Here is a 22,014-nt window from a genome sequence, read left to right on the forward strand (position 1 = left end):
CTAAACTCGGACTGGCTGATGATTTTTCGCTAACTGTATGTAACTAATAGTCATTCCACACTTTAAATCATCTTAAGTCGCCATTCTAAGGGTGACATCTCACTTGGACAAATGACGCATAAGGGTGACATTAAACTCGGACAACTTACGCACAAGACCGACTCGATCACAAAAATCTATGAGTAACACTAAACTCGGGCTGGCTGATGATTTTGCGCTAACTGTATGTAATTAATAGTCATTCTACACTTTAAATCATCTTAAGTCGCCATTCTAAGGGTGACATCTCACTTGGACAAATGACACATAAGGGTGACATTAAACTCGGACAACTTACGCACAAGACCGACTCGATCACAAAAATTTATGAGTAACACTAAACTCGGACTGGCTGATAATTTTGCGCTAACTGTATGTAACTAATAGTCATTCCACACTTTAAATCATCTTAAGTCGCCATTCTAAGGGTGACATCTCACTTGGACAAATGACGCCTAAGGGTGACATCCAGCTTGGACAATTGACGCCTAATGGTGACATATAGTTTAGACAACTTACGCACTCGACCTACTCGATCACAAAAAAACATGAGTGACATTAAACTCGGACAGGTTGACACTTTCAATGCTAACTGCATGTAAATAATACCTATTTTGTATTTTTCAAACTATCTTGAACAGTTACTTTATGGGTAACATCTAGCTTGGAGAACTTACGCACACGACCGACTCGATCACATAAATCTATGAGTGACATCGGCACGGACGATATGACGCAAAATAGCCCTAATACATTGTTAAATAGATTATTTTTAACGAAACTACCCAACGCTGCTTTATGGGTGACATCGGCACGGACGATATGACGCAAAACAGCCCTAATACATTGTTAAATAGATTATTTTTAACGAAACTACCCAACGCTGTTTTATGGGTGACATTGCCACGGACGACATGACAATGTTCAGCTCTAATTATCTAAACGCTATGGGTGACATCGGCACGGACGATATGACGAAAAATAGCCCTAATACATTGTTAAATAGATTATTTTAACGAAACTACCCAACGCTGTTTTATGGGTGACATTGCCACGAACGACATGACAATGTTCAGTTCTAATTATCTAAACGCTATGGGTGACATTGGCACGGACGACATGACGCAAAATAGCTCTAATACATTGTTAAATATATTATTTTTAACGAGATTGCTCACTAACAAACGCTATTTTATGGGTGACATTGGCACGGGCAACATGACGAAAATAGCTCTAATACATTGTTAAATATATTGTTTTTAACGAGATTGCTCACTAACAAACGCTATTTTATGGGTGACTTCAAACACGGATAGGTTGACACTTTTTGATCTAAAGTATTGAAAAAATATGTTAACTAAAAGCCTCATTGTCTCAACTTTTTTTGAGTGGCATTGAAGTCACTTAGTTGTATCTAATCTAAACAATCTTCACCATCGCTATTTAATCACTCAGAAATGTCCAACAACAGTTTAAAAAGGTCACTCTAAACCGTTTATGCCCCGCTTCGTGACAGCCACTTAATTTCTCAGGCAAATTTTTGTTTATGTGAATAATCTCTGGCAAATTCAATTTATAGATACGGCTCTTTTGTAGAATGACGCTGAGTGAAACGAAGCGCATCTTCCGCCATTGATGGGTTTCATTCTTTAACGCATCCTACGGGCTGCACTCTATAGCATCATAGAAACCGCCAAAGCCAATGGCCTTATTCCGTTTGATTATGTGATGGCTTGTTTAGACGAGTTGTGCCAACCACAACCTGACATTGAAAAGCTGTTACAATGGAAGGTTAGTAACAGCTAGGTGGTGATCATCGGACGGATACGTTATATCGAGTCGCATTTTTTATTAATTTTAAAAACATTAAAAACCACCCAATTCACCTCTCATAGATAGTAAAAAAGATTATTTTATGTAAAATTAGTTATCTATTGGAAAGTGCAGGCGAATCTAAAGCTCGTGACTTAATTTAAGCTTTTAATATCATTTGGTTAAGAGTTTATAATGATTAAAAATAATTACAAAAGGAAAAAAATGAATAATAAAACCATCCTACCTTTAACTATCTGCATTAGTATTCTGTTAAGCGGCTGTAAGTCAACGACTCATTCGACATTAGAACCAGCAAAATCTCTTGCTATTGAGAATGTAGTTCTCTACCTTGACGATATTAAGAAAAAAGAAGCGCAAGGAGACTTTGAAAGACTCTATGACGTTTGGATAAAACCGAACTTTAAAGATTTCTATGGTGACTCACACAATTACCATTACACAGGCGGTGCAGGTAGTGAGTATAAAGAAGTAAATAGCAAAGCATTTCTTCAAGGTTTCTCAGATTTTTGCAAATCAAATGGTTTTAGTTTACAAACTTCTTCTACAAGTATTAAAAAGGAAGTGGCTGAAGTATATACTTGCATAGATTCAAATAATGTTGAGCTTGCTCAAATCCAAATTAGTGATAATTGGCACATCTTTAATACTCAAACTCACCTAAAAAAAGAAAAACTAAAAGCAGAGTTTGACTTAAAGAGAAAAGATCATTTTACAAAATATACCGGATATAATGGCCCAACTGGTGAGTTACACTTTAAAGATGGCAGTAGGTATGAATTTATTAGAATTGGAAACTTTAATAGTAAAAAGGACATTCTAATATCCGTTAGAGATCTTCAACAATTTCTCACACCAATTAAAGACTTGTACCTGAATAATATTAGTTCCTTTAGTATTAATTCTGATGGTTTAGCTACTGATATTAGGTTTAGAAATGGCTCTAGTTACGATGTAAAAAGCACTAATAACCATGCTATTTTTGAAATAGATCATGCCAATAAGGCGCACTGGTTCGAGCATCAGTTTGTTGTTAAGCACCCAATGAATGGTGAACTTTTCACTCTACTAAATAGTGACCGTAGCATCGAAAAGGTAGTAATTAACCAACCAGAAGTTTGGAAAAAGCTAAACTTGGAAATTTTGCCGTCGGGTAATGGCGATGCCTTTAGAAAAAGCTCCGTGCAAACCCACCGAGAAAAAATAGGAAGTTTAAAGTCCGAATTATCAGCAAAAGGACAGTCATATTTAATTCCTAAGGGAGGTGAAACTATCAGCGAGCATTTAAACTCATCTGTAAGGTCAGAATTAAAACGTTTCAGTAGAGAATGCAAAGGAAGAGAGCATATAGACGGTGCCGAGAAGTCAAAACTCGTCGACATACAGGATTGTTATCAAGCAAGGAAGGAATTAATCTTGCTAAATAAAGGGTACTCATTAGGAATGATTGAAACGCCAATTGCTTATTATTCCTTACTCTTAACAATTAAAAATGATTTGCTATGAATATTATGAGAATCTTTAGAGCTCGTCTGGCAGACCCTGTAACAGATTCTGCGTAACTGCCTGCTTAAAGTATACATTTCTAAACGGTCTTCGAATTCAATAAAGTGATTCAAGGCCGATTTCAAATTTCTAATTTAGCAAAGTCACTAACACGCTTTTGTCCAGAAACGTGTTTCAGCGGGTGGTCAAGAAAAATCATAAATGCCTAGCGAGTAGTGAGCTGTGCGAGCGTAAGGAGTGGCTTTATTATTTTACTTTACCATCATGTCCCTTAAATACCCTTTTGGCAGGGTGATGGTTTTCACGCAGTGATGCCATCGCCTTGCTAAGCCTTCAGGGATAAAAAGCGTACACACCAATATACATAGTGTGTACGCTTTAAATGTCACAAGAAGCATTGCCAGTAAAGGCTTGTCACTCACTCACGCGCAAATGAACATGGTTTTTACTGTATACTCTAGCCAAGCCTCTTTTAATTAAATTTTACCACTAAACAATTATTTGGCTTTCTTATTATCTTCCAGACCCATGCTATCCATCCAATAATCAAAATTAATCATATTGCCGGGTAACACCACACGGTTATCTTTATCTTTTAAGCCATCAAGCTGTTTGAGGTATTGTTCACCTAACTGCAGTCTTAAGGCACTCTGACCGCCGGGTTTAGAGATCACTACCGCCAAGCGCTCAATGGATTCTGCAGTGGCTTTAGCAAGCGTTAAAATCTCTTCGCCTTTACCTTCAGCCTCATTGATACGGCGCTGCATTTCACCCTCTGAGCGGTTAATGGTTTCAGCCATCACACCTTCTGAGCGGTTAATTTTACTCTGCTTGTCACCTTCACTTTGGGCTAATAATGCACGGCGCTCACGCTCAGCATTAACCTGCATTTCCATGGCATTTTTAACGGTTTCTGGTGGGGTAATGTTTTTAATTTCATAACGATGCACTCGAATCCCCCAAATCGCGCCAGCTTCGTCCAGCACTTGTACGACCTTGGCCGAGATAATGTCGCGCTCTTCAAACGTGCGGTCTAAATCTAAGGTACCAATGACTGAACGTGTGGTGGTTTGCGCTAATTGGATCGCTGCATAACGATAATCCGTTATGCCGTAACTGGCTTTAACGGGATCGGTAATCGAGATATAAATGACGCCGTCTACTTCAACGTTAACTTCATCGCTAGAAAAACACTCTTGCGGTGGCACATCGATAGTTTCTTCTTTTAGGTCATGGATATAGGCCACTTTATCAACAAAAGGCACTAAAGCATGAAAACCGGCATCTAAGGTGCTGTGATATTTACCTAGTCGCTCAACAATGTAAGCTGACTTAGTGGGTACTAAGCGGATAGATTGGAATAATTTCAGCACAAAAATAACAAAAATCACCCCCCAAATACCCATAACAATTAAATCGGTATCAATTCCATTCAACATTAGCGTGCTCCTTTTACTGGGCTGTTAGTTACGGCATGGGTCACTTGCTCCATCCCTTCAAAGAAGCCTTCTAACTTGGCCATTTCAGCAGGCACCACTGAGACTTGTGTTTCAGTTAAAATGTCACCCACTTGGCTAATAAACTGCTCTTTCAGCATCATATTCATCGCATCGTTACCACCTTGGTTAGCCAGTGCGGTGCAAATCATATCCATGCCTTCAGCTTTCGCTTTGGCAATAATGGTAATTTCTTGGCCAGAGCCAATCGCTTCATTAATGCGTTTTCGCTTTTGCCCTTCTGAGAGGTTAATGGCCTCTTGGCGCTCACCTTGAGAGATATTAATCATGGCGTCTTTTTCAGCATTGGCTAAAGTGATTTCAGCCCGTTTTCTACGCTCAGCTTCCATCTGTTTTTCAAGGGTGTGGATCACGTGTATTGATGGGGAGATATTTTTAATCTCATAGCGAAGCACTTTAATGCCCCAAGGATCTGACGCTTTGTCAATTTCACGAACAATAGACTCGTTCAAACTGTCACGCTCTGAAAAGGTTTGCGATAGGGTCAATTTACCAATTTCTGAACGCATGGTGGTTTGCGCGAGGTTAACCGCAGCTTTACGGTAATTTTCGATACCGTAACTGGCTAACTTGCCATCCATCACTTTAAGGTAGACCAAACCATCAACTTCCAGCTGGGTGTTATCTTTTGAAATACAACTTTGTGGTGGTACATCTAGTACTTCTTCACGAGTATCGTGGCGATAAGCTACCCGATCAACAAATGGCACTAAAAAGTGAAACCCTGGTTGTAATACGGTTCTAAATTTACCTAAGCGCTCAATCACATTGACCTCTCGCATCGGTACAATCAACATCAATTTATATAAGATAAAAAATATAAATAAAATGGCTATGGTTAGTTCAAACATATGTCCCCTTCCTTTTGCAAAACATGTTCAGGTAGCGTAGCCCCCTATACATGACTTAATTCCTTTACTCAGTTGGCACTCTGTGTGGTGACCAAATCAATAAAACCTAATTCTGCTATTTTGTGACTAATCTTGTTTATCAGTGAAGCTTTCGCCCATTAACTCAGTTTCTGCATATGGCTCAACCACTAAGGCAATATTATCTCGGCAAATAATTCGCACTTTAGTGCCTGCTTTTATTTCAGTGCCATCCCCTAGTGCTGACCACTCAGTACCAGAAAACAACACCCGACCGGTTTTTTCACCCGGGCCAATATCAGCTTTAACTGTGACAACTTGATTATATAAATCCATTTCCTCATCGGTATTATCCACATGCTTGTCACCACCAATCATTTTTTGGGTGATATGGCGAAAACTAAGCAATAGAACCATTGAGGTGATAAACCATAAAGTGAAGCTTTGCGCGGTGCCATCGACGATACCGGTAAATAAGGCTGCGGCCACAATGACACAGGCTGCACCTAATAAAATGACGATGCCACCGGGAACAATAATTTCCGACAACATCAGCCCTATACCGACGATTAACCAGATACTGGTTGGATTAGAAAATTCCATATACCCCCCTGTAAAAACGTTATCATATGTTCCTTTAAGCTATAAAACCCGAACTTGGATAAGGTTTTATAGAGCTGATAACTTTAAATTGATAACTACTACACAGTGGTAATAGTGGTGCTACCTCAAGCACAGGATATGGGCACTCTTTAACCCATATATTGGTCGTCAATATCACGACATATTATGTCAACAATACAGGATATTGATGATATTGCAATCATATTTCATTGCTAAAGCTTAGCAGTAACTGTATAAAAATCGGATAAATCAATAAAAAGAAGGTAATAAAAAAGGTGCCTAAGCACCTTTATATTCAATTAGTTAAATATATTAAGCTAATAGTTTTTTCGCAGCTGCAACCACAATTGCAACCGCGCTGCCTTCGGTTTTCTTCATCATGGCTTCATCAGGAATTTCTTGCTGGGTACGATTAACGATAACCCCAGCAACACACGCTGCGCGCCAGCCTTGTGTTGCACACATAGTAAATAGCGTTGCTGACTCCATTTCGTAATTCAGTACGCCCATAGCTTGCCACTCTTGCATTGAGCCCACAAAGCGGCTGGTTACACGTCCTGAGACCGTATCGTAACGTTCTTGGCCTGGGTAGAATGTATCAGATGATGCTGTGATACCCACATGAGGCTCTTTGCCTGCGTCACGACATGCTGCCACCATAGCGGTAGTACAGTCAAAGTTAGCAGCCGCTGGAAACTCAAGTGGGGCAAAGTGTAAACTGGCGCCATCTAAGCGCACTGAAGCTTGCGTGACAATAACATCACCGACATTTACATGTGGTTGAATCGCGCCAGTGGTACCAACGCGTAAGAAAGTCGTCACACCTAGTTGTGCTAACTCTTCTACTGCGATAGATGTTGATGGTCCGCCAATACCTGTTGAACATACGACAACCGCTTTACCATCAATATAAGCAAGATAGCTGGTGTATTCACGGTGACTTGCTAAAAAAGTCGCATTTTCCATTAATTCGGCGATGCGCTTAACGCGCTCAGGATCCCCTGGAACAATCGCTAAGGTTGCGCCATCAAGCATTTGCTTGGTTAATCCTAGGTGAAATACGTCGGCCATATTGAAAACCCCTTTCATATTTGAAGATATCATTCTAATTGTGACGACTGTAACCCACAAGCCACGCTATGAAGGTTAACTGGGTCACATAAATTCTGTTATTAAACATTCGAGTGATGATTAAAAATTACAAATGTAACTAACATCACTAATTTACAGCACCATAAATCAGCAAAGGCTAAATAGCCAATTTTAGTTGATTAAAAAGTTTTTGGGGCAATCAATTAATTATTGATCCCGGTCACATTACCTACAGCCAAGTAGCGCTAATTTGTAGTTAACATTAGATAAAAGGAGTAAGTCGATGTTTCCAGAGTACCGTGAGCTAATCAGTAAACTTAAAACCTCAAATGCCCATTTCTCAAAGATTTTTGATGAACATAATCAGCTAGATGAGCAGATAAAACATCATGAGCAGCATTACAGTAGCGATAGCACCCCAGAGCTAAAAATACTAAAATCAAAGAAGCTGCATTTAAAAGAAGAAATTTTTACCATGCTGCAAAAGCAGTAATGGCTATTGCGTATTAATCGCCAATATTGGCGATCAAAAAAGGACGCTTGAAGCGTCCTTTTTGTTGGCTCATGTAAACCATCTGTTTAGCGAGAGCAGTTATTTTACGGCGCTAAGTGCTTTGATTAAGGTTTCGTTTGAATCAAAGTTCTCGATGCTAACAACGGTTAACTTATCTAGGGTCACCATAGTGGCCATATCTTCTTCAGTAGGCCAGTTTGCAGTTGCATCGCCTTCACGATCTAACCCCATAGCAAACGGTAAATCCTTCATTTGGGGGATAGCCACAAAGCGAGCAATCAATGATGGCATACCGCTGATATCAGCAATATACACCAAGTTTGCAGGTTGCTGCTCTGCTGTTGTTGCTTCTAATGCCGCTTGAATGAATTCGCCACCTTTCATGCCGCGACTAAACAAAACCACTTGAGTTTGCTCATTAACCACTAGCGGTTGTTCAAATTGATCTTCTAAGGTAATTGGCTCAATTTTATCATTCACGACAAACACATTCGCCTGTGCTGAAGCCATAAAAAGTACACTAACTGCAAATAAAAGCGCTTTCATGTTATTTTCCTGAATTAAGTGATAAGCCCTTATTTGAAATGACAAATTGTTTGGGCATTTTTGCTAATAAGGTCTTAAATTAAAAATAGCCAACTCACTATACTCGAATCTGTGATTCGACTTTATTACATTGGATTAGAATCATGATGCACCTCACGGATTAATACAGACTTAATTATTCGCAATAACAGAGGCTTCAACAATAAAGTAGCGACAGCAATAAGTGTTAATTAATTGCAAAAATGACTTTATTACCATTGGAATATCACGCATTATTTCTCTGTTAATTCGTCAAAAATAAGAACATCATCATGAATGAAACAAGCTTAGATCAAGAACTGCAGCAAATACAGAATGTCTACGACCTTCTTACTGAATTTATTGTGCAATACAGCTTTCAAATTGTTGGCGCTGTCATCATCTTACTTATCGGTATCTGGATAGCGAATAAAGTATCGAACTTCGTTGTTAGCCAATTCGAAAAGCACGATATTGATGTCACCTTGGGCAATTTTGTCTCCAATCTGGTGAGGATTTGCATCATTGCGATGGTGGCGATCATTTCGCTAGGGAAACTCGGTATTAGCGTCACCCCAATGGTGGCCGCAATTGGTGCCGCATCATTAGGTGCAGGTTTAGCACTTCAGGGGATGCTGGCCAACTATGCTGCTGGGGTCACCATTATTGTTACCCGACCTTTTGTTATTGGTAACACCATTGAAATTAAAGGTGTGGCTGGAGTGGTAAAACAAATTCAGCTCGGCTTAACCATATTAACCAATGAAGAAGGCGAGTTAATCAGTATCCCTAATAAACATATTGTCGGTGAAATACTGCATAACTCTCATGAATATAAGCTAGTCGACACTCAATTTAATATTGATTATCAAACCGATCCCCAGCAAGTGATTAAATTGATTTCAGATGCTGTCATGAGCCATGGAGGCGTCAGCCAAACGCGCACTCCACAAGTGGGCATTAATGATTTCAACAGTATCGGGATGGAAATCGGTGTGCGTTATTGGGTGCCAACCAATAGCTATTTTGAAGACAAGTACCAAGCGAATTTAGCCATAATCAAAGCGCTTAAATCAGCTGATATAACCATTCCATGTCCTGTAAGAGAAATACATTTGCAGCAGTAGCTTAGCCCGTAAAATATGTCTTCAGGCGAATGCTAAAAGCTAAGTAAACAATCGTTATTTCAACGTAAAATATCTAAGTATTCTCAGCCAGTTTATATAATAACTGGCTGAATTCAGCTTTATATTGTCACCGTTATAGTCATCAGTAAAAGTCACCATTTGCTTACTAAATGTCATCAAAACTTGACATGAGTAATTTTTAGTTACATAGTTAGGTCAAGTTTACCTTACTTAAAGACAAGCTAACTTGAAAGGAATGATTTATGAATACACCTAACTCAACAGAAAATGATTGGAAAAAGTGCAATAACGTTAACAGCAATCGTTTAGCCAAATGGACCGCTGCATGGGTCATCACACTCGCGATATCGACTTTTGGTCCAATGTTTATTTGGTCGCAACATGACATCATTACCGCCGCTGCGATTGGATTTAATTTTTTGGTCGGTATCGGGATGATTTTCGCTAATAAAAAACACCTAGCTTCCCTTGATGAACTACAACAAAAAATTCAGCTTAACGCCATGGGGCTGAGTTTAGGCGTCGGATTAATTGTGGGCATCAGTTATTCAACGCTCGACACCACAGGGCTGATTAATGCTCATGCAGAGATATCTCACTTAGTCATCATCATGAGTTTGACCTACATGGTGGGGATAATTTTAGGCAATAGGAAGTACCGATGAAAAACAGATTAAAAGTACTTCGCGCAGAACGGGACTTAACCCAAGCACAACTGGCAGAGTTACTGAGCGTTTCTAGACAGACTATTAATGCTATTGAGAAAGGAAAGTTTGATCCAAGTTTGCCATTGGCATTTAAAGCGGCGCGCCTTTTTGGGCTAACCATTGAAGATATCTTTCAAGATGAGGCATAACCTGCCTCTTCGTCAGCTCAATACTACTCAGGCCGTTAAGGTTTTATGCATAAATAGGCTGCTAGGGTCATTATCATAATCAGCAAACTTATCGCCAATGTCAAAACCAAAGCTTTGATACAATTGCCTTGCGGGTTTAAAAAAATCCATTGAGCCGGTTTCTAGGCTTAACTTCTCATAACCCTGACATTTAGCAAACGCTAGCATATGTTGCAGTAAGTGCTTAGCAACACCTTTACCGCGATGTGCATTAGCAACCCGCATCGACTTTATTTCACCGTGGCTGGCAGTTAATTGTTTAATTGCGCCGCAGCCAAGTAGCTGCTGATTTTCCCACACAGTCCAAAAGGTAATATCATCTTGGCGCAGTTTGGTTAAATCTAGCGCATGGACACTTTCTGCTGGCGACGTGGCGTACATGTCCTGCAAGTGTTCATTTAATAGTGCCGCCACCTCAACGCCAGACAAATCATCGACTCGAATATCCATGTTTGAACTCATGCTCATAAACCTTCTATTTTTAGTCTTGTTTAACCAAAAGCCATAATTCAAACACTGACTCTGAGCGCTAAATCTATTATTGACTCTGCAGTGATAGCTGCCATATTTATTAGCACAATATACATTAATGGATTGATTATATGCGCAAGACTTATTTAACTGCTAGCCCCTTAATTTGCTTGATAGCATTCACTCTCATGGGCTGTGCATCGGGGCCTGCCAGCCTGCAACAAGGACCGGACGCTGAAATAACCAAAGAAGGTTTAGTTAAAGTCGATAACTCCAGACTGGCCTTATCGTACGCAAGACCCGATGTAAATTGGCGCCAATATACCAAACTGTACTTTGAACCGACCCAAGTCACCAATGATCATCCTGAAGGTTATCGAGCGCCTCGAATTAATAAACAAACTGAAGGGCCTAATGCCACCTACGACTTACCCCAAGAGTCCCTTGATAAAATGGCGCTGCAATTTAGTAAAACCGTTAGCGATGTGTTCAATAGTGAGCAGCCCTTTGAGTTAGTCACAGAAAAAGGTCCTAACACCTTAGTGATTGAAACCGCTGTAACCGATATCCGCTTAAGCGCGCCAATTGAAAAATCCCGCCGAAGCTATAATTCCATGGGAAAAACTTATACGCAGAACTCAGGCTCAATGGTGTTATTGGCGGTACTTAAAGATGGACAAAGCGGTGAAGTGTTAGCCAAAGCGGCTGATCGCAGTGTGGGCTTTGATCAATGGCGTCAAAACACCCAAGTATTCAATTGGGGTGATGTTAAAACGGTTTATCGTCACTGGGTCAATGATTTCAAAAATGCCTTAATGACGGCGGTAGCCGAAGAATAGAGTCAATAGCAATAAGCCTTAAAAACATACTCGATAAGCTCTGTGCCAATTGTGATACCACAATTGGCACTGTTAATTACAAGCCCCGCTGCCATTCTTGGCGTAACGGAATACTGCCTTTAATCGCTTGTTCTACTTGAGCCAGTAATTGCGGCTTATCTTTGCCTAAAACGCCTTTCAGCACTAAATAGTTTGAGGCATGATCAGAACGAAAAATAGTTTTCTCCAGTGTAAGGCCCGATAACAAAGTTTGCATTTCGGTCAACAGCCCCAGTTGATCGGGCAACACAAAATCACCATCAAATGCCTGATCCATTCTCTCGGTCCCCAATGGCAATGTCACCACCAAGGTAGATAAATACTCAGGCTGAGCTTGATTCATCAACTCTGCAGATGCCTTAGCGTGCTGAATAGAAAGCGCCTTGCCCCCTAGCCCCATTAAAATCATCACTGATGACTTGATCCCGGCTTGCTTTATTTTGCTTAAAGCAGCTAAAGAGGATTCAAAGGTTTCGCCTTTTTGGATACGGGTTAACACTTCATCGTCACCACTTTCACAGCCGATATAAAGTAAAGACAAGCCTAAGGCTTTAAGCTCCGCCAACTGTTCAACGGTTTTGTTAGTTAAATTACGCGGTAAGCAATAACTACTAATGCGAGTGACACTGGGTAAATGTTTATTAATCAGCTGGCAGATTTCTTTTAAGCGCTTAAACGGCAACGTCATTGCATCACCATCAGCTAGAAACACTCTAGAGATTGGTACCCCTGAAGCGGCAGCGCTGAGAATATCTTGCTCAATAGCATCGACTTTGTGGGCGCGAAATTTTTTTTGCTCTTGGGTATACATATCGCAAAAGGAACATTGGTTCCAGCTACAACCATTGGTCACCTGCAATATCAGCGACTTCCACTCTGATGGTGGTCGATAAACCGGTTCAATATAGTGAATCATCTAAATAACCTCTAAATCCCTATCAATGACAGTTTTTGTATTAAAAACACTCGTTAAGATTGTTTTTCATTCTATTTTTTGCAATAAAACGTTTGAATTGATCATTTTGCTTGTTTATAGTCGATTAATAAAAATAATTATTCAGGCCAATTGATTTATGAATCAAGTCGCATATCAGCTCAGTGAAAGACGTGAAAACCCTCGTTCTCATGAAGAGCATTGGGAGTTGCTGACTGCAGATCAAAAAGTTGCCCTATACGATTTAAACCGCTTTGGTTACAGATTGCTTTTTGTGAGAAGCATGCCAGAAGGCCCTCTGGCTGTAATTTCTCAGCAAGATGACATCGCCATTATTGACCATGAAGGTGAGTTAAATTTACACCCTAATTTAACCTTAAGGGAATTACCTAAGCCCCATTAAACTTAGCGATTAACAAAGCTATCATCGTATAATCGAAATAATTTAAAGAGTGCACTCGCACTCTTTTTTTCATTTTGCTAATCAGTTTAATGCTTAAGCAATCACTTCATTGAACACTTCAACCTTATGTGACTCAACAAGCTCAGGCATAACATTATGGAAATAATTTTGAATATAATCAGTCGCATTATGTTTATCAAATACTGCTCTGTCGGCAAATTTTTCCACAAAGGCCACTTTGCTATCATCATCTAAACTGATATTTAACTCGTAGCGAATACAGCCTAATTCTCGGCGAGTCGCTGGGATCAGCTTAGCAAGAGCTTCAACCAGTAAATCACGTTTACCTTCTTTAGCAACAAACTGAGCAACACAGACGATACGGGTATTATTGATGATAAAATCTGACATTATTTTTCCTTAATACTGATAATATAAATACGCTAATACAAACTAAATAAACTGTTCCTATAGCAGTCTTAAATGACTAGTTATTTTGTAAATTAAGTAGCATATCGATATGCGGTATGCCGTCTTCAAGATACATTTCTGAATTTAAGATAAAGCCCTGCTGCTGATAAAAATCGCTGAGATATTGTTGCGCGCCTATTTGGATGCTGGTTTGCGGCCACTGAGTTTTAACAACATTAATTGAGCGCTGCATTAACGCATGTGCAATACCATGTCCACGGCCCTTTTCTGCCACAATCACTCGGCCAATACTGGCTTCATCATAACTCACACCTGCCGCTAAAATTCGCGTATACGCAATGAGTTCACCTTGCTGATTCATTCCTAACAAATGCTTGGTTTGCGGTAATCGGTCTTTATCATCAAGCTCGGGATAAGGGCAGTTTTGCTCTACCACAAACACATCGACTCTGAGTTTTAATAGCTCATACAACTCATCAAGGCTGAGTTCATTAAAGCTCAATAGCTTCCAGTGCATTGAATTTAGTAACGACATAACTACCCACCAAAAATTGATCTCTATGGCCGCAGTCTAGCATGATTAAATAAGTGGATTAACTGGTGAATTTCAGGCAAAAAAATACCGAGCCAAAGCTCGGTATTTTATCGGTTAAATTAGCTCAATTTAGAACTTGTATTTAACGCCAACTTTTAACTGCCAAGTAGACTTGTTTACGTCATAGCTATTGTAATTGTCAGTCTCTAACCCATCTTGCCCGTAAGGCACTGAGTAAGAGTAAACACCCGTTTCTGGGTTATAATTATGGTCTACCAACTTCTTACTACCATAGCTTTGTGTTTCTACACGGCCCCAATCATCATTCATCAGGTTAAGTACGTTTTTCACGTCAAAGTATAAAATACCTTTATGCCCATCCATAAATCCTGGTAGTTCCTGAGTGAAACGGAAATCTAATTGATGTACCCATGGTTGGTTACTAGTACCCTTACCTGCAATACCACCTGCGTACTTACTCAGACCGATTTCATCAATCGCCTTCTTGAACTCTTCGTACGTTAAACCGTTATATTCTACTAACGGATCATCCGCGTCCGTTGGTATATAAGGTAGATAGTATGAAGAACCATAAAACGCACTTTGATCCCCGAAACCACCGTCTTTATAAGAGCCAAGCACCCAAGTTAACGGGTTACCTTCACGGGCTTCGTAGAACATATTGAAGCTAGATGCATAACCAGCAACAAACTCAGTTTCATAACCTAGGCTAACAGTGAAACGGTGTGGCGTTTCATAGTAACCAGGACCCATAGAGGTACCATTGCGATCAGATTGAACAGGTGTGTATTGGTAGTTAGAAGTGGCTGTTGAAGATGAGCCTTGGTTACCTTCATCTACTGAGTTATATGCATAACTAGCACGCATATTCAGGCCCATATCCCAACTCTTAGCTAAGGTAAAAGATAACGTTTTACTGGTGCCATCTTCTTCGGCATTGGTCAGCATCAAGTCATAACGGTCAGTGTTTCCACCAACACCATTGTTAGCTAATGGGTCCCATGTTTCATAAATAACGCGGCCAGTATCATCCGTTTTCAGTTCACGACGTGCGAGATCAACCCAAGCAACATCATTTTCTTTTTGGATATATAAGAATTCACCACCAAAGAACCAATCTTGACCTAGTGCACCGAAGTCCCAGGTGCTATCAAAGCCAATGCTTGCACGCCAATCAGAAGGTAAATCGAAATCAGGATCTAATGAGTTAGTGTTACCATCGCCGCCCACTAAACCATCTTGTGCGTCACTTGGTACATCACCAAAGTCCGGCGTGCCCCATGCGTTATCCCAGCCACCATCATATGTTAGTAAGCTATTACCATCATTTGAGAAACTGTTAGACATCCATACCGTTGGTGAACCACCGCTATAACGACCCACCCCACCGCGCAACTTCACGTCATCTGATAGGATATAAGTTAAACCGATACGTGGCAGCCAGATATCCTTGCCATCAAAAGTAGCATTGTTGGCAAAACCATAGCGTTCAACAAAGTTATCATTCAATGCAGGTGAGTCTGACATGCTGATGGTTTCGTAGCGTAAGCCAAAGGTCATTTCTAAGTCGTCATTAATATTCCAAGTATCCTCAGCAAACAACGCTAAAGTACTCATATTAAATTCTGCAGCTACGTCTGTTGGATTGCCTGACTTTGCATTTGAATAAAAGAAGTCATCAACAATGGCCTGCTCAAAGTCTTCAATTGATTTGAAACTCCAATTACCCGATACGTTTTGTGCGAACAAATTGAATACTTCAATTTTATTGTATTGCACACCAAAGCCTATTTCATGATCACCTAAGTAGTAATCACCAACAAAACGCATTTCTAAATTTTGGTTATTTAGCTCATTAGCTTGGCGTGATTTATCAGTACCAAAGGTAATTTTGTCGCCTGAACCAAAGCTTTTCCATGGTTCATCAGCATTTGGGAACCAGTAAGTTTGTACTTCAACTTGGCCAATACCTAGGTCATCAATGGTGTTTGAGTTTGAAGTGGTATCTTTGTATGACACTTTAATTTCAGTACTGAAATCTTCAGTCCAGTCGCTGTATAAATTAGCAGCGTACGTTTCTAAGATTTCTTCTTTGTTATACCAAGTGCTTGATAACTTAATGCTGCTTGAGTTGCTTGCTAAGTTGTTAGTTAAGTTACCTTTGGTATTTTGATAAGTAAAACTGGCACGGTGATCGTCGTTAATATTCCAGTCAATTTTAGCCAGAATTTTCTTATCTTCTTCTTGAGGGGTTTTATCGTAAGCACCAATATTTTCTAGACCGTAAATGCTTGCTGCTGCATCTCTCACACGCTGCAATTCGGCTTCTGTTATGTCAGAGTTGTTGCCAAAACCAGCTCCTTCAGGTCCCCATTCAGCAGATTTTGGCGCATCAAAGCTTTCATAAGAACCAAAGAAAAACAGTTTATCTTTGATGATTGGGAAGCCAATGGTGCCTCCAAAGGTTTTTTCTTCGAATTTTTGTTCTACCTTTTCACGAACACCATCTTCATCTGCGCGAGTAAGACCTTCACCAGCCATGCTGTCATTGGTCATTTCGTAAAAAACGGTACCTGAAACTTCGTTAGTACCAGACTTAGTTACCGCATTAATCTGCGCGCCAGTAAAGCCACCTAATCGTGCTGTATAAGGAGAAACATTCAATGCAACACTTTCTACTGCATCAATTGAGATGGGTGAGCGTTGAGTCGGATAACCATTTGAGTTAAGGCCGAAATCATCATTTTGAGAAATACCATCGACAACGAAGGTGTTAAAGCGAGGGTTCATACCCGCTACGCTCATTGAGATACCATCAGTGCCGACTACAGCCATTGGGTTTTGACGCAATACATCTTTAAGATCACGACTAATTCCTGGTGCGTTAGCAATTTCTTTTGCACCAAACTCGCTGTTAGCCCCAGCACTGCGGTAGTAACTAGCATTACCGACAACACCGATACGTTCCATATCAGCTGCAGATTGCAGAGTACGGTTAAAACGTAATGTTTCACCGACGTTTAGATATAAATCTTGCTCTATATCATCAGCAAATTTACCTGAATCAACTTTGATCAGATAAGGACCACCAACACGAAGACCACGAGCAAGGAATTGACCCTCAGCGCCTACTGACACTTCTGTTACAGTCCCTGTTGGTTCATGGATGATAGTAATTGTTGCATCTGTAACAGCATTTCCTTGAGGACCAACAATCTGACCGCGGATGTTTGATGCAGTATCTGCGGCCATGGCTGGTAGAGAAACGCCCATAGCAAAGCATGTCGCTAGCGCTAAGCGACTGATTTTATTGTTTAACATTTTCAGACCCCTGAAATATTTTTATATTTATTTATGTACTAGTTAATCTAGCTTTATAAAGAAGTTTGTAGAGTAAAAACTTCAGGCGCTAGTTTATAACCAATTTGTTTCAAAATCATGTCATTGTTGAACTATTTAGCAACAAAACTTAAACTGCGAGCGTCAACTTCGCGCAACATCCACAACAAAGCATGAACAACAGCCGCAAAGTAGGCTCTTTAGTCACAAAAAATTAATCTAAAAAGTGACTTTCATCATTCGCTGTCTAACCTCATTTAAGTGGTTTACTAGGTCCAAGCTACTTAAATGCCAATGGAATAATAATAATGAAACCTGCTATATTGTTAATCAGTGCCACACTAGCTTTATCTGCTTTTGCCAGCCAACAAGCACAGGCATTTGGCCAATTAGGTCACCGTATTATTGGTGAAATTGCCCAAAATAATTTATCCAAAACCGCTCAAGAAAAGATTAATCAGCTGACAAAAGGTGAATCGCTGGCACAGATGTCTACTTGGGCTGATGAGATCCGTTCAGACAAAAATTGGTATCACTCATCGCCTTGGCATTATGTGTCAATTGACGATGGCAAAACCTGGGACACAGTCACCAGAAACCCGAAAGGCGATATTATTGAACGTCTTGAAAAGTATGAGAAAGTACTAAAAAACGCCACTACACCTGAACAAGATAAATGGCAAGCTTTAGCCTTTTATGTGCATTTTGTCGGCGATATTCATCAGCCATTACACGTAGGTCACAGCCATGATCGCGGCGGTAATTCAGTTAAATTGAAGTGGTTTGGCGACGACACTAATTTGCATTCAGTGTGGGATAGCAAGCTGATTGAGCATCAAAAATTAAGCTATACCGAATACACTAAATTTATCAGTCGTATTTCAGCAAAAGATATCAGCGACTGGCAAGGCCAAAACTATTATGTGTGGGCGGATGAATCCAAAGCCTTGCGTGATGCCGCGTATGAGTTAGAAAAAAATCGTGATGATCAACCTGATTTGCGCTTCCAATATATTTTCGACCACACCCCAACTGTGGAGCTAAGAATGCAGCAAGCAGGCATTCGCTTAGCGGAAAAGTTGAATATTATTTTTAGTCAATAATATTAAAAGCGTCTTTAAAATGACTTATTTGTTGCGCTAAATTGCATTAATTTTGCAACACAAACGTAAAAAAAGAGCCACTAGTCATAGTGGCTCTTTTGTTTTTAATCTCTCACGATTAAATCATTGTTATCAACATAACCTTGCAGGGCATTTATGTCGATAATGAATCATTAACGTTCGAAGTTATGGAACTTGTCGATACCGAATGATTTACCAGTATCATGACATGTTGCACAAGATTCAGCAGTTGGTGTTGTATGCCATCCAGGTATAACAAAATCATTTCCTTCTTCATTAATACCAGTAGGGACTTTCATATTTAGCTGTCCACCATTTTGCTCCATGTGACTCAATGCTGATGCTGATGTATGACATGCATAACAATTTGCTGTAATTGGGCTTGTTGCAACTCCAACAGAACCACCATTAAATGCTCTAGAAAGCATATACTGGTTAGGAATTTCAGCTAGTGAGATACCTTCAGCATGACAAGACACACAGTTTTCTGCGTTTAATCGGTCTGCTGAGTTAGCCACATTGTTGCCGTCTTCATCTTGCTTAGCGCCAGACAGCTCGTTACCGATACCCCAGTGCATGCTGTGAACCATAGGGCCAAAGCCTGGTGCAGAGTTCTTAGCACTACGATCTTGACCATTGTTATGACAAGCAACACAATCTAAGCCACCTTCAACATAACTACCGTTCTTGTGGTAGTTAGTGTCATTATTGTGACAAGTAGTACAGCTATCAGCAGTTACTGAATGACGACGCTCATAATCAGTTTCTTTTGATAAATCAGCTAATTCAACCACTGGTGAGTAGCTAGTGAAAGATACGCCATCATAGCCAGCATCTTCACCAAGATTGAACGTAACACGAGAGCTTGCCATGATTTGCGGCGTTTGTAGATCTAAGGTTTCGTGACAGAAGGTTTTGCTGCCGTCGCCTTTATAAGACGTTTCATAACTACGTGATTCACGGCCAACGATAGACTTGTTGTTGTAGCCATGAAGATAAGTACTTGCGTAACTTAAAGTGCCAGTTCCATCTTCAGCATATAATGCTTCAATATCTAAAACTTCTTCGCCTTTGAATAAAGTCAAATCAGTACAGTAATTACCAAGATCATTCATGTAGATAGCTGAAAGTGAAGTGCTATGTTCTGCACGAATTGTTTGACGTTCGTCTAGGCCAATAAGTGCTGATTTAGCATGGAATTCACGGGCATCAAAATCACTATTAGCTGATAATAAAGCCGCTGACTCTGACATATCAGTCGAGTGACAATCGCTACAACCGTTACCAGCAATGCTAGTGTTCATCACTGGCTCAGCGTGACAGGTATAACAATTAGTTACAGCGAAGTCTTTTTCAAAACCTAATACTTCTTTGCCATCTTTAGTTCGAGTCACATGATTAATATGACCAATTTTTTGGAATGTATTGGTTGCGTAACCGCCATTCTCTTCAGCTTGAGATACGTTGTTATGACACACCATACAGCCACCGACTAAATCTACTTCGCCATCAGCATTAATTGCTGTGTAGCTAGGATGTTTAAGGTGTGACGCTGCATAGTCAACGTGACATGACTGACAAGCTTCAGTCGTTGTTGTATGAACCATATCAGCTTTAGCAACAACCATAGGTTGTGAGCGTGCGATTTGAGTTGAATCATCACCGCCAACTCGCAACCAAACAATACCTTCTGAAGCAGTTGTTACTGCAGGCATAGGCGCAATGAACTCATAATGACCATCGCCAAGCGCGTTTAATACTGCACCTTCTTTAGTTGTATCAGTATAACCGCCGATAGCACCGTCACGGTTCATTACTACGCCGTTTTCAGTTTTTTCAGCAAATTTAGCTTCAGCTTTCGCTAAACCGTTAACTAATTCACCGTCTTCATTAGTTACTTCAAATTCATAGCGAATTTGACCTTCTTCTAATGCATGATTGATCATAGTAACAGTGGTTACTTCACTGACTTCTGTCACTGGTGGATTAGGACCTGGACCTGGTTCACCTGGTGCGCCATCTTGTCCATCTTTTCCATCGTCAGCACAACCCGCAATCCCCATTGCTGCTGCGATAACGAATGCTAATTTGCGTTTCGTTAAATGTTTCATCATCACTCCTAGTAGCTTATTACTACTTATTAGGTATAAACCGACCTTGAATATAATCTTTTCTACAAAGTCGAAGGGTGATAACCGTCACACGCAATGCCGTAAAAAATATTAAAATAACTCTTTATGATAATTATTTGATCCAGATCTTATTAAACACTTCCTTATATAATAACCAGCTTATTTAACAAACAATTAAATACCTGTTTTTAATAACGTTTGCATCAAAATGTATCTAGCTCGTAATTTTATGAGTGCTAAAAATGTTAAATTATTAATTATTTTCTTCTTATATATCGACTAGATTTGACCATTAAACCGATATAAATAGCGCTTTAAGATGTTCTTACGGCCAAGCCCTCTATAAATGGCAATAACTCACATAAAAAAGGCCCTTCAAGGGCCTTTGTGGTTTATAAGGGACAATCAAAGCTTATGAACAGCAATCTCGTTTTATGTTCATTTTAGGCAGTTTATCCCAAACGACTTTTGCCATTAGTACCGCTAACACAATGCCAGAACTTAGCACTAACCAGTGAGGGAGTAATTCATGGTGTTCACCAATTTGCGGCATCACTACAAAGCCAAACTCAGCCACAAGATAGTTAACCAATATCCCTGCAACCAAAGCCACACCTAATACGCCGCCTAAGTAGCCAAACAAGGCGCGTTTACCTAACTCTTTCGCTACCACACCTAATGTGGCGATATTAGTCGCAGGCCCTGCCATCATGAATACTAAGACCGCACCCGGTGATACCCCTGCTAATAACAAACCAGCAGCAATAGGTGTTGATGCGGTGGCGCAGATATACATAGGCACTGAAATTAACACCATGACTAGCATAGCGAGAATGCCATCACCCCATTTTGCTAAAAAGTCAGTCGGCACATAGGTTTGTACTAACGCAGCAAAGAATAATCCGACTAATAACCACAACGTCGTATCTCGCACTAAATCGGTTGCGGCATACTTAAGTCCAGTGAAGATACGAGACAGAATAGTTTCTTGTTTAAGCTCGGTCGCCATGTCTTGGGTTGATGCACAGCAGCTTTCTTCACTGGCAGCAGACGTTGTCTCACTTGAACAACAACTACTTGTCTGTTCTTTAGCGGCCTCTGACTTGCTTGAACAGCAACTTGTAGCCTCAGCCTTAACGGATTC

At 40.2% G+C, this 22,014-nt stretch carries 20 protein-coding genes and 1 pseudogene; 9 read left to right on the forward strand and 12 right to left on the reverse strand.

Going from position 1 to position 22,014, the window contains the following annotated elements; translation table 11 throughout:
• Positions 1 to 1,704 precede the first annotated feature (1,704 nt).
• A pseudogene (locus tag AB4140_RS13715) lies at positions 1,705 to 1,845 on the forward strand (transposase domain-containing protein); the annotation flags it as partial.
• Positions 1,846 to 2,076: 231 nt separating this feature from the next.
• A complete protein-coding gene (locus AB4140_RS13720; protein ID WP_372001359.1) occupies positions 2,077 to 3,378 on the forward strand; it encodes a hypothetical protein in 1,302 nt (433 codons plus the stop codon).
• Positions 3,379 to 3,875: 497 nt separating this feature from the next.
• Here AB4140_RS13720 and AB4140_RS13725 read toward each other — a convergent pair whose 3' ends face one another.
• From AB4140_RS13725 to udp, 4 genes are all read right to left on the reverse strand, one after another.
• Entirely contained in the window at positions 3,876 to 4,817 is a 942-nt protein-coding gene (locus AB4140_RS13725) for an SPFH domain-containing protein (RefSeq protein ID WP_102436912.1), read from the reverse strand.
• The gene (locus AB4140_RS13730) at positions 4,817 to 5,746 is read right to left on the reverse strand and encodes a slipin family protein (RefSeq protein ID WP_102436914.1); all 930 of its coding nucleotides are present in this window, start codon (positions 5,744 to 5,746) and stop codon (positions 4,817 to 4,819) included. Before AB4140_RS13730 ends, AB4140_RS13725 begins: the two co-directional genes overlap by 1 nt.
• A 126-nt stretch (positions 5,747 to 5,872) precedes the next feature.
• Complete coding sequence (locus tag AB4140_RS13735) at positions 5,873 to 6,367, reverse strand: NfeD family protein (RefSeq protein WP_102436916.1); 495 nt, start codon at positions 6,365 to 6,367, stop codon at positions 5,873 to 5,875.
• Between the two features lie 333 nt (positions 6,368 to 6,700).
• Entirely contained in the window at positions 6,701 to 7,459 is a 759-nt protein-coding gene (gene udp, locus AB4140_RS13740; protein ID WP_102436917.1) for a uridine phosphorylase, read from the reverse strand.
• 304 nt (positions 7,460 to 7,763) lie between these two features.
• On the opposite strand from udp, the gene AB4140_RS13745 reads away from it, so the two are divergent.
• On the forward strand, positions 7,764 to 7,973 hold the full coding sequence (locus AB4140_RS13745; protein WP_076539247.1) for a YdcH family protein: 210 nt from the start codon (positions 7,764 to 7,766) through the stop codon (positions 7,971 to 7,973).
• 99 nt (positions 7,974 to 8,072) lie between these two features.
• Here the strand turns inward: AB4140_RS13745 and AB4140_RS13750 are convergent, their stop codons facing one another.
• Positions 8,073 to 8,540, reverse strand: coding sequence for a hypothetical protein (locus AB4140_RS13750; protein ID WP_303414671.1), 468 nt, complete (start codon positions 8,538 to 8,540; stop codon positions 8,073 to 8,075).
• Positions 8,541 to 8,851: 311 nt separating this feature from the next.
• Here AB4140_RS13750 and AB4140_RS13755 point away from each other — a divergent pair, with 311 nt between their 5' ends.
• The 3 genes from AB4140_RS13755 to AB4140_RS13765 all read left to right on the forward strand — a co-directional run bounded on the left by AB4140_RS13755 (position 8,852) and on the right by AB4140_RS13765 (position 10,562).
• A complete protein-coding gene (locus AB4140_RS13755) occupies positions 8,852 to 9,685 on the forward strand; it encodes a mechanosensitive ion channel family protein (protein ID WP_102436921.1) in 834 nt (277 codons plus the stop codon).
• Positions 9,686 to 9,948: 263 nt separating this feature from the next.
• Entirely contained in the window at positions 9,949 to 10,371 is a 423-nt protein-coding gene (locus AB4140_RS13760) for a hypothetical protein (RefSeq protein ID WP_102436923.1), read from the forward strand.
• A complete protein-coding gene (locus AB4140_RS13765) occupies positions 10,368 to 10,562 on the forward strand; it encodes a helix-turn-helix transcriptional regulator (protein ID WP_102436925.1) in 195 nt (64 codons plus the stop codon). Before AB4140_RS13760 ends, AB4140_RS13765 begins: the two co-directional genes overlap by 4 nt.
• A 27-nt stretch (positions 10,563 to 10,589) precedes the next feature.
• Here AB4140_RS13765 and AB4140_RS13770 read toward each other — a convergent pair whose 3' ends face one another.
• Positions 10,590 to 11,063: a GNAT family N-acetyltransferase gene (locus AB4140_RS13770; protein WP_241901083.1), complete on the reverse strand. Its 474-nt coding sequence runs from the start codon at positions 11,061 to 11,063 to the stop codon at positions 10,590 to 10,592.
• Positions 11,064 to 11,203: 140 nt separating this feature from the next.
• Between AB4140_RS13770 and AB4140_RS13775 the strand changes: the two genes are divergently transcribed.
• Positions 11,204 to 11,911 (forward strand): DUF3313 family protein, encoded by a 708-nt coding sequence (locus tag AB4140_RS13775; RefSeq protein WP_372001365.1) that lies wholly within the window; start codon positions 11,204 to 11,206, stop codon positions 11,909 to 11,911.
• A 76-nt stretch (positions 11,912 to 11,987) separates the two neighbouring features.
• Here the strand turns inward: AB4140_RS13775 and AB4140_RS13780 are convergent, their stop codons facing one another.
• On the reverse strand, positions 11,988 to 12,866 hold the full coding sequence (locus tag AB4140_RS13780; RefSeq protein ID WP_102436928.1) for a radical SAM protein: 879 nt from the start codon (positions 12,864 to 12,866) through the stop codon (positions 11,988 to 11,990).
• Positions 12,867 to 13,023: 157 nt separating this feature from the next.
• Here AB4140_RS13780 and AB4140_RS13785 point away from each other — a divergent pair, with 157 nt between their 5' ends.
• Positions 13,024 to 13,287 (forward strand): hypothetical protein, encoded by a 264-nt coding sequence (locus AB4140_RS13785; RefSeq protein WP_102436930.1) that lies wholly within the window; start codon positions 13,024 to 13,026, stop codon positions 13,285 to 13,287.
• 93 nt (positions 13,288 to 13,380) lie between these two features.
• Here AB4140_RS13785 and AB4140_RS13790 read toward each other — a convergent pair whose 3' ends face one another.
• The 3 genes from AB4140_RS13790 to AB4140_RS13800 form a co-directional block, all read right to left on the reverse strand.
• Positions 13,381 to 13,698 carry a putative quinol monooxygenase gene (locus tag AB4140_RS13790; RefSeq protein WP_102436932.1) on the reverse strand — a complete coding sequence of 106 codons (318 nt, stop codon included), beginning with the start codon at positions 13,696 to 13,698 and terminating at the stop codon, positions 13,381 to 13,383.
• Between the two features lie 76 nt (positions 13,699 to 13,774).
• Positions 13,775 to 14,254: a GNAT family N-acetyltransferase gene (locus tag AB4140_RS13795; RefSeq protein ID WP_372001368.1), complete on the reverse strand. Its 480-nt coding sequence runs from the start codon at positions 14,252 to 14,254 to the stop codon at positions 13,775 to 13,777.
• A gap of 129 nt (positions 14,255 to 14,383) precedes the next feature.
• A complete protein-coding gene (locus AB4140_RS13800; RefSeq protein WP_372001370.1) occupies positions 14,384 to 17,596 on the reverse strand; it encodes a TonB-dependent receptor domain-containing protein in 3,213 nt (1,070 codons plus the stop codon).
• Between the two features lie 326 nt (positions 17,597 to 17,922).
• On the opposite strand from AB4140_RS13800, the gene AB4140_RS13805 reads away from it, so the two are divergent.
• Complete coding sequence (locus AB4140_RS13805; protein ID WP_372001372.1) at positions 17,923 to 18,717, forward strand: S1/P1 nuclease; 795 nt, start codon at positions 17,923 to 17,925, stop codon at positions 18,715 to 18,717.
• Positions 18,718 to 18,890: 173 nt separating this feature from the next.
• On the opposite strand, the gene AB4140_RS13810 is transcribed toward AB4140_RS13805, so the two are convergent.
• Positions 18,891 to 20,849 carry a multiheme c-type cytochrome gene (locus AB4140_RS13810; RefSeq protein WP_372001374.1) on the reverse strand — a complete coding sequence of 653 codons (1,959 nt, stop codon included), beginning with the start codon at positions 20,847 to 20,849 and terminating at the stop codon, positions 18,891 to 18,893.
• Positions 20,850 to 21,282: 433 nt separating this feature from the next.
• Positions 21,283 to 22,014 (reverse strand): permease (locus tag AB4140_RS13815; RefSeq protein ID WP_372001376.1); only part of this gene is annotated, 732 nt, incomplete at its 5' end.

The organism is Shewanella sp. 10N.286.51.B2 (assembly GCF_041469265.1).
Lineage (GTDB): Bacteria > Pseudomonadota > Gammaproteobacteria > Enterobacterales > Shewanellaceae > Shewanella.